At 50.5% G+C, this 16,064-nt stretch carries 14 protein-coding genes; 7 read left to right on the top strand and 7 right to left on the bottom strand.

The annotated features are described in order from the left end of the window. Positions 1-16: 16 nt before the first annotated feature. The 6 genes from ACLQ3M_RS02305 to ACLQ3M_RS02280 all read right to left on the bottom strand — a co-directional run bounded on the left by ACLQ3M_RS02305 (position 17) and on the right by ACLQ3M_RS02280 (position 6,849). On the bottom strand, positions 17-805 hold the full coding sequence (locus tag ACLQ3M_RS02305) for an IclR family transcriptional regulator (protein ID WP_411676098.1): 789 nt from the start codon (positions 803-805) through the stop codon (positions 17-19). A gap of 346 nt (positions 806-1,151) precedes the next feature. Then, positions 1,152-2,681, bottom strand: coding sequence for a tripartite tricarboxylate transporter permease (locus tag ACLQ3M_RS02300; RefSeq protein ID WP_411676097.1), 1,530 nt, complete (start codon positions 2,679-2,681; stop codon positions 1,152-1,154). Positions 2,682-2,693: 12 nt separating this feature from the next. Continuing rightward, a complete protein-coding gene (locus ACLQ3M_RS02295; protein WP_411676096.1) occupies positions 2,694-3,137 on the bottom strand; it encodes a tripartite tricarboxylate transporter TctB family protein in 444 nt (147 codons plus the stop codon). 103 nt (positions 3,138-3,240) lie between these two features. Further along, positions 3,241-4,275, bottom strand: coding sequence for a tripartite tricarboxylate transporter substrate-binding protein (locus tag ACLQ3M_RS02290; protein ID WP_411676095.1), 1,035 nt, complete (start codon positions 4,273-4,275; stop codon positions 3,241-3,243). Between the two features lie 62 nt (positions 4,276-4,337). After that, positions 4,338-5,375 carry a LacI family DNA-binding transcriptional regulator gene (locus ACLQ3M_RS02285; protein WP_411676094.1) on the bottom strand — a complete coding sequence of 346 codons (1,038 nt, stop codon included), beginning with the start codon at positions 5,373-5,375 and terminating at the stop codon, positions 4,338-4,340. Between the two features lie 16 nt (positions 5,376-5,391). Next, entirely contained in the window at positions 5,392-6,849 is a 1,458-nt protein-coding gene (locus ACLQ3M_RS02280) for a sulfatase-like hydrolase/transferase (protein ID WP_411676093.1), read from the bottom strand. Between the two features lie 295 nt (positions 6,850-7,144). Between ACLQ3M_RS02280 and ACLQ3M_RS02275 the strand changes: the two genes are divergently transcribed. Then, entirely contained in the window at positions 7,145-8,155 is a 1,011-nt protein-coding gene (locus ACLQ3M_RS02275) for a LacI family DNA-binding transcriptional regulator (RefSeq protein WP_411676092.1), read from the top strand. A gap of 161 nt (positions 8,156-8,316) precedes the next feature. Here the strand turns inward: ACLQ3M_RS02275 and ACLQ3M_RS02270 are convergent, their stop codons facing one another. Further along, positions 8,317-8,535 carry a hypothetical protein gene (locus tag ACLQ3M_RS02270; RefSeq protein WP_411676090.1) on the bottom strand — a complete coding sequence of 73 codons (219 nt, stop codon included), beginning with the start codon at positions 8,533-8,535 and terminating at the stop codon, positions 8,317-8,319. Positions 8,536-8,632: 97 nt separating this feature from the next. On the opposite strand from ACLQ3M_RS02270, the gene ACLQ3M_RS02265 reads away from it, so the two are divergent. From ACLQ3M_RS02265 to ACLQ3M_RS02240, 6 genes are all read left to right on the top strand, one after another. Beyond that, positions 8,633-9,994, top strand: a complete 1,362-nt coding sequence (locus ACLQ3M_RS02265) for a sulfatase (protein WP_411676089.1) — start codon at positions 8,633-8,635, stop codon at positions 9,992-9,994. 123 nt (positions 9,995-10,117) lie between these two features. Beyond that, on the top strand, positions 10,118-11,458 hold the full coding sequence (locus tag ACLQ3M_RS02260) for a sulfatase (RefSeq protein ID WP_411676088.1): 1,341 nt from the start codon (positions 10,118-10,120) through the stop codon (positions 11,456-11,458). Between the two features lie 41 nt (positions 11,459-11,499). Next, entirely contained in the window at positions 11,500-12,765 is a 1,266-nt protein-coding gene (locus tag ACLQ3M_RS02255; RefSeq protein ID WP_411676087.1) for a glucose-6-phosphate isomerase, read from the top strand. Positions 12,766-12,816: 51 nt separating this feature from the next. Further along, positions 12,817-13,632, top strand: coding sequence for a hypothetical protein (locus tag ACLQ3M_RS02250; RefSeq protein ID WP_411676085.1), 816 nt, complete (start codon positions 12,817-12,819; stop codon positions 13,630-13,632). A gap of 131 nt (positions 13,633-13,763) precedes the next feature. Next, on the top strand, positions 13,764-14,843 hold the full coding sequence (locus ACLQ3M_RS02245) for a hypothetical protein (RefSeq protein ID WP_411676084.1): 1,080 nt from the start codon (positions 13,764-13,766) through the stop codon (positions 14,841-14,843). 6 nt (positions 14,844-14,849) lie between these two features. Further along, on the top strand, positions 14,850-15,980 hold the full coding sequence (locus ACLQ3M_RS02240) for an anaerobic sulfatase maturase (protein WP_411676083.1): 1,131 nt from the start codon (positions 14,850-14,852) through the stop codon (positions 15,978-15,980). Positions 15,981-16,064: the final 84 nt, after the last annotated feature.

Here is a 16,064-nt window from a genome sequence, read left to right as displayed (position 1 = left end):
TCAAAAATGGGAAACATTATTTTGCTATTTTTTCAGAAACCGCATTTCCCGCGTTAATGACCGCCTCTTTGTAAGAAAGGGCTTTTTCGAGAGAAAACCGGTAATTCGGTGCCGCAACGCCAATGGTGGCGAGAATTTCATGGTTATCGGAAAAAATCGGCGCGGCAATACAGATCACGTCCGGGTTGTGCTCCTGATTATCAATCGCAAAGTTTTCCTTCCGGATATTGACAAGCTCCTGCATCAAGGCCGCTTTGTCCACGATCGTATAGTCGGTATACTTCTCCAACGGAGTGGAGCTTAAATAATTTTCCAGCCACTTTTCATCCTGATAAGCCAGCAGGAGTTTCCCGCCGCTCGTACAATACAGAGGGATTTTCCACCCGATTTTGGAACGCATTGCGATCTGGTTTTTCGCTTCCATTTTTCCAATATAAGCCGCCTGGCAGCCGTCCCGGACAATTAGATTGACCGTCTCTTTCGTTATCTCATTCAGACGGTGCATTTCATCTTTGGCCGCCTCCAGCAGATAATTCGCAGCTTTCATATGCTCGGCTAAAGCCATGGATTCAAAGCCGATCCGGTACTTTTTCTGCTGCTCGTCTTTTGTCACAAAGCCGCACTCTAAAAGCTCCTGAAGAATTCTGTGCAGCGTGCTTCCGCTGAGGCCGGTGATATCCGTTACCTCGCTGATCCCCATATATTTATTGGTGGCGGAAAGCGCAAGTAAAATTTGTAAAACTTTCATCGAACTGTAAGAAGAAAGTTTATTTTGAAGTTCCTGTTGTTGTTTTGACAGCATCATGTGCACCTCTATTCCATATATAGAATTTATACTCTATATATAAAATTTATGTTGAAATTACTATATCACACGTTTTTATGGTTGTCAATTGGACTATTTTGACCAATCTACTTTCGAAATTTGTGAAATTAGACTGTTGAATTTCTGTCGGATTACGTTTACTAGGAACTGAAATAATTCGGCACGAAGTGAATTCACGCAAATCCGCCAATAACAGCACATCAAAAAAGCACCCCCTTCAGTAGAAAAAAACTACAGAAAGGGGTACTCTATTTTCCAGACAACGCTTTGTGAAGCCTTTTTATAACTCCATCATCAGCATTTCATCATTTACATAATGGATATATTACTGAACAGCACTTCTTTTTCTCTTAAAGCACGATTTCATAAAATCTTTTACATCAAATTTCAGGCAAATCACAAAGACAATTGTCAGTAGGATAAAGAACACGCAAATGGGGCGCTGAAGAAAGATCATGAAGCTGCCGTCCGACATCACAAGGGACTTGCGCAGATTAGATTCGGTCAGCGGGCCAAGGATAAAGCCCAGAATGAGCGGAATCGACGGAATTTTAACCAGTGAGAAAATGTAGGAAAGGAGGCCGAAAATCATGAGGGTATACACGTTTACCATGCTGTTTGAATCAGAATAGGCGCCCGCGATACAGGTCATTGCCAACGCTGGAACCAGAATCTCCAGCGGTACTTTTATAATACTGATAAACGCGGAATTGAGAGCACGGCCAATCACCAGCATGAGAAGATTAGCAATCACCAAGCCGATCAGGATGGCATAGACCGTGGGCCCGTCCTCGCTGAAAAGCAAAGGGCCGGGGGTCAGGCCGTGAATCATGAAAGCCGCCATCAGCGTGGCCGCTGCCGGAGCGCCGGGAACACCAAGTGTCAGGGTTGGAATCAGAGCCGAACCGGTAACGGCATTGTTGGCCGCTTCGGAGGCAGCCACACCCTCAATGCGCCCGGTGCCGAATTCCTCAGGGTTTTTGCTGGTGCGCCGGGCAGTGTCATAGCCAATAACGGAAGCCACGCCACCCCCCACTCCGGGGATTGCGCCAATGACGATGCCGAGCAGCGTGGAACGGATAATATGCGGCATGCAGAGTTTAAAATCCGCACCAGTAAACCTGTCAGTCTTGCTTTTCTTCATTTGAACGGCCTTTTGACCCGCATCCGCTGCGTCCGCGCTCAGGATATCTTTCACCTTTTCAAGGATCACCACCAGGGCGAACATGCCCATCAGCACAGAAGCCAGGCTCAGTCCGTTCATAAGGCTGAAATCATCAAAAATAAATCTGGATTTACCAGTCAGGGAATCCAATCCGATCAAGGAAACCAGCACGCCGACGCTGCCGCTCAGAAGACCTTTCCAGAAGTTTTTACCGCTGATCGCAGCAATGATCGAAAGGCCGAAAGCTGAAACGGTGAACAACTCCGGCGGCGCAAACTTGATGGTCACGGCAGAAACAAACGGCGCGGCCAAAAGCAGGACCAGAGCGCTTACCACCCCGCCGATCGTTGATGCCACCAGCGCGGTAACGATCCCGCGGAATGGCTGCCCTTTCTGTGCCATGGGGTAACCGTCCAGCACGGTCATGGCCGCGTTGTTGGTCCCCGGCGTTCCAATCAAGATGGCTGAAATCGATCCGCCGAAACTGGCGCCGCAGAAAACGCTTAAGAGAAGGAGCATCGCCGGGATCGGCTGCATTCCATAAGTAAAGGGCAGGCACAGAATAATGCCGATATTGGCGTTAAGCCCCGGGACCGCGCCAAAGACGATGCCCGCCGCCATACCGATGGCCATGGAGATAAAGTTGCCAATTGAAAAAGCCTGGCTCAGACCTGCTAGAATTGCTTCCATTCCAACTCCTCCTTACGGGAAACGCACGCCGAGCACATAGGTGAAAATCAGATACAGGGCCACGGCGAAGCTGATGGTAATGATGTAGTATAACGGCTTACGGCACCTGTAATAGATCAGCGTAAGCAGGGCGAATGCGCCGGAAGGAATTAGAAATCCAAACTGACTGATGCATAAAACGTAAACTACGATCATTCCATAGTATAAAAGCTGCTTGCCTTCAATTTTCAGATCGTATTCCTTTACATCTTCCCGGTGCAGTGCCAGACTGCTTACAATCAGTATGACTCCCAGAATTCCGATCAAGACGCAAAAGATCTGGGGAAACAGTCTGGGATTCGTGGCTACAGAGTCCCCGCCCGCCGCAATCTGGTACGGCATGGCAATCCAAATTGCCAGTGCAAACGCGACGCTGAGAATTCCAGCCCACAGGTTTGTATGTACCTTGATTTTCACATGTAATTCCTCCAAAGTGGGAACACCGGCCCAAAGTTTATTCCCTGAGCCGGTGTTCAGCCGAAATCCTTTCTAAGGGATCAGGTATCATTAAGACGCCGGATTAACTTGCGGACTTTTCGTACAGGGATTTAGCCACTTTCGCATTCGTATCAATCATAGACTTTACATCACTGCCGGACATGGCAGACAGCTCCTTGAGCTTATCCGCGTCCCCTCCGTCCTTTATGAACTCCTTCTTAAAATCCGGGTTTGAGAAAGCCTCCTGGAATTTTTCATGCAGATAGTCCACAATTTTCTGGTCGGTCCCGGCACGCACCGCGAAGAATTGCAGACTGGGAATGTCGTAGTCCTTCCCTGTCAGTTTGTACAGTGAGGGGACCACCGTCCCATTCGCATAAGTATAGTCTTCCTTTTCGTAGGTGAACAGCGGAATCAAAGAACCTTTTTTCACATACTGTTCCGCCAGGTTTAAAGAGGAAAGCGTCAGGTTTGTCGTGTGGGCAATCACATTGACCAACCCTTCGGAAGCGGAATTGTGAGGAACTGTCTTAGCTTTGAGTCCCAGATCGTGATACAGGGAAGCCTGCATCAGATAGTTTGCAACTCCCTGTCCGCCGCTGCCGAAAAGAAGCGTCTTGTCGGGAGCCCACTTTTTTAGATCGTCAAATGATTTGATCAATCCGCCCGACATCGCGAATACTCCGTTTTTCTCGGAATTATAGGCGGCAATCGGAGCAAAGTCATCGAGGCTGTACTTTACCTTGCTGTAAAGTGGAGAAACGGTAAAAATGTTGGCCGGAAGGAAAATGACCGTATTGGTATTCGCCTTTTCGCCAAGATATTGGGTCGCCGCCACGACTCCGCCATTTCCCGCGATATTCGAAACGACAACATTAACCCCCATGGCATCGCCTAGATATTTGGCCGCCGTGCGGCCCAATATATCCATGTTTCCGCCGGCTTTCACCGGAATAATGAGGTTTAGGGTATTTCCGGAAGGGTATTTTACAGCGGATGAAGCGCCGCTACCGGAAGCTGCTTGCGACGCTCCGGACCCAGATCCGGTACCGCCGCAGGCGGACAAACCCAGGGTGCAGCAAAACGCAAGTGCCAGTGCAAGAAATTTCTTTTTCAATCCAAACTCCTCCTTTAATGAAAAAAATGGTCTATTCTAACGCGCAAACGCACGCCAGAGTTCTAAATAAGACTGCTGTTCTCTTCAAAGAGGACTTCCCCTCTGAATACACAGCTTTCCATGGCCGGAATTTCCTTATTGAGCAAATACCGAAACATGGCCTCGCCCGCCCGATACCCATGCTGAAACGGAACCTCCCTGATTGCAAAATCCAGTTCCCTGTTTTGAATGAACGGCCCGACTTTTTCCACATGCCCAAAGCTGAACCGCAGTCCGCGAAACTCTCCGTAATCCTTCAGTGCCTTTAAGCAGACTGCAACATCCGGCGAATTGATATACAAAGCATTTGCCATCGGATATTTTTTCAGGGTTTCCAGAGTCATTCGATAGGCTTCTTCCTGCTGATAGCTGACTTCACAAACCCCGCTAATCTCGTAATTTCTTTGATGCTCCTGCATATAGGAAAGAAAGCCGTCAATTCTGGCTCGGCGGGCACTGGTTTGAAGAGGGCCAACAATCATAAGGATGTGCAGTGCTTCCCCAGACAGCTTCGACAGGGTATTTGCCATCAGCCTGCCGTCCCGATAGTGATTCTGACCCACATAGCAGAGCTTTTTCACCGATTCCATATCTGATGTACACAGAACAATCGGAGTGCCTTTGTCGGCAAAGCGGCTGAGCCGAAAGCGGATCATCGGCGTATCGATCGGCTTGATGATCAAGCCCGCCAGATTCTCTTCTTCAAGAGAATTCAAAATTGCAATCTGTTCTTCTACCGTATTCTGGACCACATCGCGATAAAGAAAAGTAACGTTATAATCTTTAATTTTTTCCTCTGCTGCTTCAATTCCTTCATAAACCTTGGCGGCAAAGCTGTTCCTGTCCTTGGAATTAATTACAACCGCGACCGTCTGTTGCTTTCTCTGCATTGCCATGGCTCTGCCCACAACGTTCTGCTCATAGCCGCATTGCCTGCAGATATTCAAAATTAATTCCGCCTTCTCCTTTGACACCCGCCCCCGGTTGTGCAGGACGCGGTCCACGGTTCCGATGGAAACACCGGCTTCAGCGGCAATCTGTTTGATCGTTATATGTGACATTTCCTTCCTCCTGCCATCACTTTGTTGATTTTAAGCCGGAGCGTTTACAGGAACTTGAGATGTCCCGCACCGCTTCCGATGCGATATAGGTATAAGGATTCCATTCGGGGTGCTTCGCTCCCAATTGAGCGAGGATCCGGTGTTTTAAAAGGCAATCGCGGAAATCAGCTCTATTGTCCGGTGCCACAGGAGAGGAATCCAAAATTGCTTTCATCTCCCGATAAAGCCCCGGTTCCACGGAAACCAGATTTTCTTCTTCTTCCGGATCTTGTTCCGTATCCAAAAGCATATCCTGTTCCGGATACGCATCGTAGCAAATCAGTTTTCGGTGTTCGCGGTGAAGCATTCGGCCAACAAGGCACCGATTGTCCTGCATATCATAGAATTCTGACACCGCCGAGCGGCCGGGCATCTCGATTCCGTCCAGAGCGGCAGCAAAGCTCTTCCCGTCCGCATCCGGATAATTCTCCGTTCCATTTAAGCTGCACAGGGTCGGCCCGACATCCATAATGCTGACTGACTCCCGCACTCTTCGAGGGCCAACGCCACTCATAGAAAAGACGAGGGGGATTTTCACTGATCTTTCGAAAAAAGTCTGTTTCCCGTACAGTCCCTTATATCCGAGCTGATCCCCGTGGTCCGACATATAGATAAAAATTCCTGGTCTGCCCCGGCGTACAAGATATTTTTGAAACGCTAGATAGACTTGCCCGACTTCATCGTCCATCTCTTCCACCAGGGCATAATAAGCGGCACGCAGTTCAATAATATCCTCCGCTGACGCTTTTTGCACCCGGTTCAGAAGGGGCGGAACTGTAAAATCCGGCCTGCTTTCCCGGTATACCCCGCGCAGGGCCTCCCTGTATTTCTCCATCCGGGCGCCATCGGCCACATAGGGAAAATGGGGACCATAGGTTCCGACTACCATAAGCTGAGGTCTTTCATAGTCATGCGCAAGGTACTCCATCGCGTTGGCAACGACCCGGCGATCATACTCCCGTACCGGTGTGTCTCCGCTTCCAAGCAGTTCCAGGCAGCTCTCCTGCCGCATACTTCTGGCATAATTTTTCAGATCGGCACGGTTTTCAGCGCTGAATCCCCAGTAGCTGCCGGTAATATCCTTGCTGACTCGTTTGGTGAAGCCGTGAAAAAAATCCATCCCATTGAAGTGCATCCGCCCAATCAAAACCGAGTCGTACCCTTTCATCGCATGAAGATGGGCAAAGGTGACTTCGCTGCTGCGAAAATCACAGGAGTTATTGAACATTCCAATCCGGGAAGGGACCCTGGCTGTCATAAACGAAGCACGGGCCGGCGCACAGAGCGGGCAGGACGTATAGGCATTTTCAAAAACGATGCCACGACTGGCTATGGCGTCCAAATGTGGCGTGCGGGCTATGCGATCCCCCATAAAACCCGCCACGCCCGCCGTATGTTGATCGCTGCAAAAAATCAGCACCTCAAAACCATCCATCTCAGTTTGTGCCTCCGGCATCGATTTGCTCCATCCCTTCTATTGCGTTAATGTTAACACTTCTTTTAACATGAGTTTATGCCATTCTAGGGGTTTCGTCAAGATCATTTTAAAATTTTTGCAAGTTTTTCTATTAATAAACGCAATTTTTTATGTATTATAACAACTAATTTGCGTTATCATTAACACGACGCAGTGTACAGGCCTTTCCGGTTGACAGCAGTGCCCAGGAAGAGTAATAATAGGGATTGGAAATGAAAATTTGCTGCATTCGAAAGAAAAGGAACGTGATATTTTGTCTAAAAAAGTAACAATTCGTGAAGTTGCCTCCGCAGCGGGGGTCTCTATCAGTACCGTGTCACGGTACCTGGAAAACCCCAAAAGCGTCCGCCCCCTGACTGCTTACAATATTAAGAATGCAATTCGGGAAATGAACTATGAGCCAAATGTCTTTGCCCAGAGTCTAAAACGCGGGCATTCGAAAAATATCGGAATCGTCATCCCTCATACGGAATTTTTCTTTGGTGATGTCTGCGCGGTTGTCAGCGACTATTTCTATGAGCGCGGATATGTCACTTTTATTTGCAGGAGTGACAACGACGGAGACAAGGAACGGTTTATCGTCAGGGAACTGCTCAGTCAGGGAGTCGCCGGGCTGATTATAGCGCCGATCGGCCAGAATACCGCTTATCTGCGGTCCGTCGCCCAGAATTTCAAAAACATAGTTCTGTTTGACCGGTATTATGACATCGGCTGCGATGCCGTGATCACAGGAGACTATGATCAGATCGCGTATACTCTCATCAGCTTTGCCGTAAAAAAATACGAATGCCGTCCACTTTATGCCATGTATGGTTTTGAACAGGCATCCAGTATTCAGATGATGACCAAGGGAACCGAGCAGGCCTTCGAAGACGCGGGGCGCGACGCTTCTGACCTTCACCATGTTTACAACTGTGCCGTCATCGACAATATGGACCGCACGATTCACAAGATTCAGGAAGACATAAGAAACAGAAAGCACCCGGCGTTAATTTTCTACGGAGCAAATTTTCTCGAATCTGCCGTCATGTTGATGAATAAACGCGACAGAAAATTGCTCCATCAAGTGGATATGGTCGGTTTTGCGGAGCAGGATACGCTGAATAAGCTCGGTGTTTCCATCCCGTGCATGATCCGGGACTCTAAAAAAATCGGAATCATCCTGGCGGAACATCTCTACAAAAAAATCAACGGCAAGATTGACTCCAACGGGCAAGAAAAGATCTGCGTCCCGCCGGTTTATCATCTCGAAGATGGAAGGTAGCTTTTTATCTTTTAATAAGAAGTATTGCAGTTTTTATGAAAACGTTTCTATTTTTAATCTAATAATACTTACGATTTATTTAGTTATTTGGTGCAAAAATTTTCTATTATATTAACGTTTATAGTAATTGACATCAAGATATTGAAAAGTTTATACTATTATTAGCGATAAAAACCTTTTAAGTTAACAATGAAAACGTTTTCATATTTCATGAAAAAAGGAGAGGAAATCAATGAAAGAATATTATCCCTTGCACTTACAGCAGCAATGATCCTTTCTTTCACAGCTTGCTCGGCATGATACTCGGTTCCATGGCAGAAGCCTATCTGAGGAACAGCATGGTTGTGCTGAAGGGCAACTGGCTCGGATTTTTTCAACACCCGGTCTGTGTTGCCCTTCTTCTTATTTTAATTGCAATATTTGTTCTTTCAAAAAATAACGAAAAACGCAACACAAAGGAGGAACAGGAACCCACTCATGAATACAAACACAAAACCTAACATTCTTTTAATGCTGGCGGACGACATGAACTATAACACCATCGGGTGCTTCGGCTGCCCGGTGGACAATATCTCCCCCAACCTGGACCGGTTGGCTTCGGAAGGAATCCGGTTCGACAACGCGCATGTGACTATTGCGGTCTGCCAACCGTCGCGGCAGTGCCTGCTGACCGGACTTTATCCTCACCACAACGGCGCGTTGGGATTCGATCCGATCCGCGAGGACGTGACAACGCTGACAGAGATCTTGCGGAAACATGGATATTACAACGGCATTATCGGCAAAGTGGAACACTGTCAGCCGGAGTACAAATTTGCCTGGGATTTCTGCGACGACGTCTTCAATCCGCAGAACGGCAACGGCCGAAGCCCCTACATTTACGGGCGTGATTCGGCTGAATTCTTCCGCCGCGCAAAGGAGAGCGGGAAACCGTTCTTCCTGATGGCCAATTCCCACGACCCGCACCGCCCCTTCGCCGGGAGCGATGACGAGCTGACGCGGTTCTACGGCTACCACACCTATGCGTCGCGCTATTACAGGCCGGAGGAAGCGTGGGTTCCAGGATTCCTGCCAGACCTGCCCGATGTGCGCAAAGAACTCGCACAATACTATTCGAGCTGCCACCGATGCGACGAGACGATGGGAAATGTTCTCAAGTCTCTGGACGAGGCAGGCCAGGCGGACAACACGCTAATCATTTTTATGAGTGATAACGGCATGGCGTTTCCGTTTTCCAAAGCCAACTGCTACCTGAACAGCACGAAGACTCCGCTGATCGCACGCTGGCCGGGACACTTCAAAGCCGGCGAATGGAACCGTAAGGATTACATTTCCGGTATCGACTATACTCCTACCATTTTGGAAGCTCTGGGTTTGGAGGGAGAGTTGAAAACGGACGGCTGCAGCTACCTGTCTCTTCTTCTGGGAGAAGAGCAGGAGAACCGCGACACGGTCTTTACCCAGTTCAACACAACGCATGCGAAAGATTCCTTCCCCATGCGCTGCATACAGAGCCGGCACTTCGGCTACATTTTCAACGCCTGGGCCAACGGGGAAAGGCTTTACAAGAACGAATCCAAATCCGGCCTGACCTACAAGGCGATGAAAGCCGCCGGAGAAACGGATTCCAAAGTGGCCGAGCGGGTACGCTTCTTTGATTACCGTTGCCGCGAGGAATTCTATGACTTTACAAAGGATCCGAATGCGCTGTATAATTTGATTAACGATCCGGTATATCGGGAGCAGATTGGGAAATTCCGTGCGGACCTTCTCAAATCCATGGAGGAAACAAAGGATCCCGTTTTGCCTGCTTACCGCAAATTTGTTTTCGGGGACTAACCACCCGGAACACGACAAAGCCTTGGAGAAACAAATCGCGATTAATCAACGCCGCCGCACTTTTGAAAGCGGCGGCGTTCACTTTAACCGAACAGTAAGGATACCTTCGAAAGGATTTTATAAATGAATATACTGTATCTCCATACTCATGATACCGGACGTTTTATTCAGCCGTATGGATGCGGACTCCCTACACCCAATTTGCAGCGTTTGGCAGAGGAAGGGACTCTGTTCCGTCAGGCATACTGCACCTGCCCCACCTGTTCGCCCAGCCGGGCGGGCCTGCTAACCGGAAAAATGCCCCACACCAACGGCATGTGGGGTCTTGCGCACCGCGGATTTTCGCTATTTCACCCTGAAGACCATCTGGCGGCCTGGCTGGGAATCAACGGCTTTGAGACCGCTCTGTGCGGAATCCAGCACGAGGGAGAGAATCCCCGTGCTTTCGGCTACCAGAAAATTCTGGGTGACGCAAACTATTCTATGGGAAAGTGCAAGCGGGACTGGAAGGTCTTCGATCTCGGCAATGCACACGCGGCGGCAGATTATCTGAAAGGCACGCATGACAAGCCGTTTTTCCTTTCCATGGGGCTGTTCAACACCCACCGGGTATTTCCCGAAGTGCCCGACCCGAAAGCAGCACAGTATGTACAGGTTCCGCCTCCGATTTGCGACACGCCGGAAAATCGGATGGACATGGCAGCCTTTATTGAAAGCCTGAAAATTGCCGATGAGGCTGCCGGCATTGTGCTGGATGCTCTGCGGGAAAGCGGGCGGGAGAAGGATACTCTGGTTCTGTTTACGACCGATCACGGCATCGCGTTTTCGGAAATGAAATGCACCCTTTACGACACCGGCATCGGAGTTTCCCTGATTATGAAATATCAGGGAAATCAAATGGCCGGCCGCGCGCTGGACTGCCTCGTTTCCCACTTGGACCTGTACCCGACTCTGTGCGAGCTGGCCGGGGTTCCAAAGCCGGAAGGGCTGCAGGGCATTTCCCTCCTTCCGGTTTTAAACGGCAAAAAGGAAAGCATCCGGGACAGCGTTTATTCGGAAGTCAACTTTCATGTGGCCTACGAACCAAAACGCTGTGTGCGCACCGAACGATTCAAGTACATCCGCAGGTACAGCTCCTATGAAAAGCCAATGCCCTCCAATACCGACGATTCCCCCGACAAATCTCTTCGAACCGAAGCGGGATACTACCAGCGTCCCCAGCCCAGAGAGCTTCTGTTTGATCTGGTCTGCGATCCGATGGAGCGAATTAACCTGATGGGGAATCCCGATTTTGCCGAAACGGCGGAGAAACTCGCGCGGCGGTTGGACGGCTGGATGGAAAGAACCGAAGACCCCCTTCGCCTCGGCGTGATGATCCCGCCGGAAACGGCTCTGGTTAATTATCCCGACAGTATGTCCGCTAAGGAAAAAGTATTTATCCGGAATTTTGATGAACTTCACTGACAAAATAAAGTTACAAGCCCACAGTAAGGAGGAAAAAACCTATGGACCAAACAATTACGTATTCTCTTGTCAACAAAAGCGGAATGCTCCCGGAAGCGGAGCTGACGTCCTATCTGCGCGAAAACGCAGGGATTCTGGACGCCGTCCGGAAAGGTGAAAAGCAGTACAAAGACAGCCTTGGTTGGCTGGATGTGGACGAATGGGCCGGAGACGCCTGGCTGGCCCGTTATGAGGAACTTGCCCGCAAAGTGAACCGCAATGCGGACGCTCTTGTCGTCGTCGGCATCGGAGGATCGAATCAGGCGGCCCGCGCCATGGTGAGCGCAATGGGCAGCAAAAGCGGAACGGAAATTATCTGGGCGGGGAATACGATTTCCGCACACAGTGTCAAGGAAGTGCTGAACCATTTAAGGGGGAAATCGGTCTATATCGACGTGATCGCCAAGAACTTTGAAACGCTTGAGCCCGGAATCGCTTTCCGCGCGCTTAGAAGTTTTCTGAAAGAGCAGTACGGAGAGAAATACGCGGAGCGGGTGATCGCGACAGGCACACGCGGCAGTCACTTAGAGCAGCTCTGCACAAAACACGGCTTTACGTTTTTGCCGTTCCCAGAGGACGTCGGCGGCCGTTACACCGCTCTTACCCCCATCGGCCTGTTCCCGGCGGCAGTTGCCGGGCTGGATCTGCGCGCCATCGCGGCAGGAGCGCATCGGATGAGAGAGCGGCTTCTGCACGAGCCCGCTGAAAGCAACATGGCGCTGCGCTTTGCCGCCGTAAGGAATTGGATGTACCGGAAAGGATATCGCATCGAGATGCTGTCTTTCTTCGAACCAAGGCTATTCCGCTTCGCCAAATGGTGGACCCAGCTTTTTGCGGAAAGTGAAGGAAAGGACAACAGAGGACTTTATCCTGTAATCGGCAGTTTCTCCGAGGATCTGCATTCCATCGGCCAATTCATTCAGCAGGGTACTCCCGTGCTGTTCGAGAATTTTCTCGAGGTGCGCAAGCGGGAAGCTTCCCCGGCTCTTCCGGCCGACGAAGTGGACGATGCCTTCGGCTACCTGGACGGCAAGGACTTCGACGAGATCAACCGGGCCGCGTTTCAGGCCACCGTGTCCGCCCACAGCGAACGGTTTCCCTGTGGGGTCCTGAGCATACCCGCCCTGGACGAGGATACCTTCGGTCAGCTTTTTTATTTCTTCCCGTTCGCCTGCTATCTCTCCGGCAAGATGCTCGGCGTCAATCCGTTTGACCAGCCGGGCGTGGAAGCCTATAAAAATCAAATGTTCCGCATTCTCGGCAAATAAGCACCGTCTTGCAGACGGGCCATTCTAAAATGCGGCAAACGAGGAAATATCATGCTTTATACCATTCAGAATGAAAAACTTACCCTTTCGGTAAACTCCCTCGGCGCAGAACTCTGGTCGCTTCGAAGCCCTTCGGATTCCAAAAGCAATTACCTCTGGGACGGAGCGCCGGAAATCTGGCCCCGGCGCTCGCCGATTTGCTTTCCCTGGTGCGGAAAAATCGAAGGCGGGTGGTTTGAGGACAGGGGCAGGCGATACCAAGCGGATCAGCACGGCTTTGTGCGGGATCTGGAATATGAGCTGGTTGACCAAAGTGAAAGGTCTCTTACGTTCCGACTAAGCTGGCGGGAAGACGAAAAGCGATGGCCCTGGGGATTCTCTTTTGAGACTCGTTATTTACTGGAAGAAAACGCCGTAACCGTCACCTGTAAAGCCGTAAACCTGAGTGAGCGCCCCATGCCCGTTCAGCTCGGATTCCACACCGGATTTCGCTGCCCTTTCTCTCCCGGAGAAAGGACAGAGGATTATGCGGTCCGCTTCCAGCAACCTGAACTGCCGGGCGGCGGCTCTCTTTTTCGCCTCGCGGAGCATACGTTTGAAAACGGCAATGCTCTTTTTCACCCTTTGAAATCCGAGTGGGTCCAGCTTGAGGATTTAAAAACCGGGCGTTTCATCCGCATAGAGACAAAGGACTCGCCCTATCTCCTTCTGTGGAGCAAACCCGGAATTCCGGGATTTCTGTGCATCGAACCCTGGACCGGCTGCTCCGGTCCGGGGCATGATCCGGCCAAAAGGCCGGGAGCTCTCCTTCTTCCCTCACGGGAAGCTCTTCAGCGCACACAGAGAATCCTGTTCCCTGTTTTCTAAAAAATCCCGGTGCAGTCTCACATCTTGCACTCGGGAAAGCTTTTATATATAATAGAATATAGATAAACGCCGTATTCCGAATGAGAACGGGGAATACGGCAATTTTTTTAATTGGAGGATAACAGGCTCTGATGAACTATAAAGTCTCTGAAGAAGAATATATTACCGTTCTGGAACAACAGCTAAAGCAAAAACGGAAAAGGCCCGTTCCCTTGTTTCTGTTTTTGTTCAGCACGGCTGGACAAACGTTGTTCGTCATCTATCTGCTTCTGTCCTCCACACCTTCCGCGGCAGGTATTGCCGGTCTGCTGGTCTTGTCCGTTTCTCTGACAGGGCTCTCCCTGCTTAATTTTTTCAGCACGCGTCCCCGCGCCAAAAAATACCTTTCCATGCTTCGTTCCAAAGGAAGGATTTCGGAGGAATTCTGGAAGCTCCACACCCTGAAGCTAGAAGATGAAACCATCTCCATACAATTCGGTTCCTATTCAAATTCCTGCGAAATCACACAGATCAGGGTAACTGACAACAAGACCAACGCTTATCTTCTATCCTTGGGCAAAAGTCAATCGGTTTTCGATATTGTCCCCTATTCTGCGTTCGGAAGCGAACCGCAGCGCGCAGGGTTTGCGGAAAGGCTCCGCCAAGCGGCGATTCAAGTCAGTCTGCGCGGCAGCGAAGCCGTCCGTGATTCGATTCCCCCCGACGCGCGGGTCCTTGCGGAATTTTCCTATGACGAAGACTCCTACCTAAAAGACCAGCAAAGCGCATTCCGGCGGATGTTCACGACGAAGCTGGCATGGACGCCGCTGACCATCCTGTTGCTCGCCGCCTCCTGTTTTCTTCTCGCTTACGCCATATCAAGCGGACGTGTCCTTTCCATTCTGACGGCCGTGGCGGCGGCTGTCCTGTTAAACTTTCACTACATTCGGATTTTCTCCCCTTTGATCGGTCGGCGTATCCGAAGGGACGCACGGGAGCTTCGTCCGTATTTCCCGGATGGAAAAATCAAAATATACCTCGATAAAGCCAAAGGGCAAATGGTCGCGGTCGGTTCGGTTTACTGCATCTCCTTCCCGCTTTCCGATATGAAGGCCGTCCGCAGAATCCCCGGCGGCGCGGCAATCTACTTGAACCAAAATCTGATCCTTACCATTTCAAGCATGGAAAACATTTCTGAAATTCAATCACTGGTTCAAAACGCAAAGGGGTAATTCGCTTTGAAAAACGTCAGTTTGCTGATCAAACCCGCCTCCAGCCTGTGCAACCTGTGCTGCCGCTACTGCTTTTACGACGACGTCTCCGGGAACCGTTCCGTCAAAAGCATGGGGCTCATGTCCGAGGCAACGGCGGAGCGCCTGATCCAATCCGCCTTCGAGGCCGTGGGACCGGGCGGAGCAATTTCCTTCGCCTTTCAGGGTGGAGAACCTACTTTGGCAGGCCTGAACTTTTTTCAAAAATTTGTGGCTGCCGAAAAGAAATACGCGCGGCCCGGCATCCGGGTCAGTCACGCAATCCAGACCAACGGAATGGTCTTAGATGAGAAGTGGGCGGCTTTTCTTCGGGAACATCAGTTTCTGGTCGGCCTTTCCGTGGACGGAATCAAAGAGATTCACGACCTGTACCGGAAAGACCGTGAAAGCGAAGGGACCTGGAACCGGGTTACAAAGGTTCTGCATCTCCTGCAAAAAAATCAGGTGGAGGTCAATCTTCTCTGCGTTGTGACGGGGCAGTGTGCCCGCAGTCCGCAAAAAGTCTACCATACGCTGAAAAAGCTTGGAGTAAATTATCTTCAATTCATTCCGTGCCTCGATCCGTTAAAAAAGGAGAGGGGAAAAGCTCCCTATTCGCTCCTGCCGGAAGCCTATGGCAAATTCCTCTGCGGCCTGTTCGACGCCTGGTACCTGGATTGGAAAAGCGGGCAGTATGTCAGCATCCGGCTCTTCGACGACTACGTTCATCTGATGATGGGGCTGCCTTCCGGCTCCTGCGCCACCTCCGGCTCCTGCGGCGGCTACTTTGTAGTGGAAAGCGACGGCAGCCTGTACCCGTGCGACTTTTATGTTCTGGACGAGTGGCGGCTGGGAAAATTGGTCGACATCTCTTTGGCCGACGCCGGTCAGTGCGCTCTTGCAGAGCGGTTTCAGAGCGACGGACGAAAAAAACCGGACGCCTGCGCGGAATGCAAATGGCTTCCAATCTGTTTCGGCGGATGCAAACGGGACTGGCAGACAGTCGACGGTCGTCTGGAAAATTATTACTGCGAGGGTTTACGCCGCTTCTTCGAGTATGCCGCCCCACGGCTGTCGGAAATAGCCCATACGGAAGCAAGTTACCGCGGCGGAATTTAAGGCACGACCATTAAAGGGTCAGCCCGCTAATAAACCGCAAAGAGGACTGCCTCCCGTTTGACGCGGGAGGCAGTCCTCTTTAAA

This window comes from Caproicibacter sp. (assembly GCF_046707225.1).
In the GTDB taxonomy this organism is placed as follows: Bacteria; Bacillota; Clostridia; order Oscillospirales; family Acutalibacteraceae; genus Caproicibacter.
This window is presented reverse-complemented; position numbering and strand designations above follow the sequence as displayed.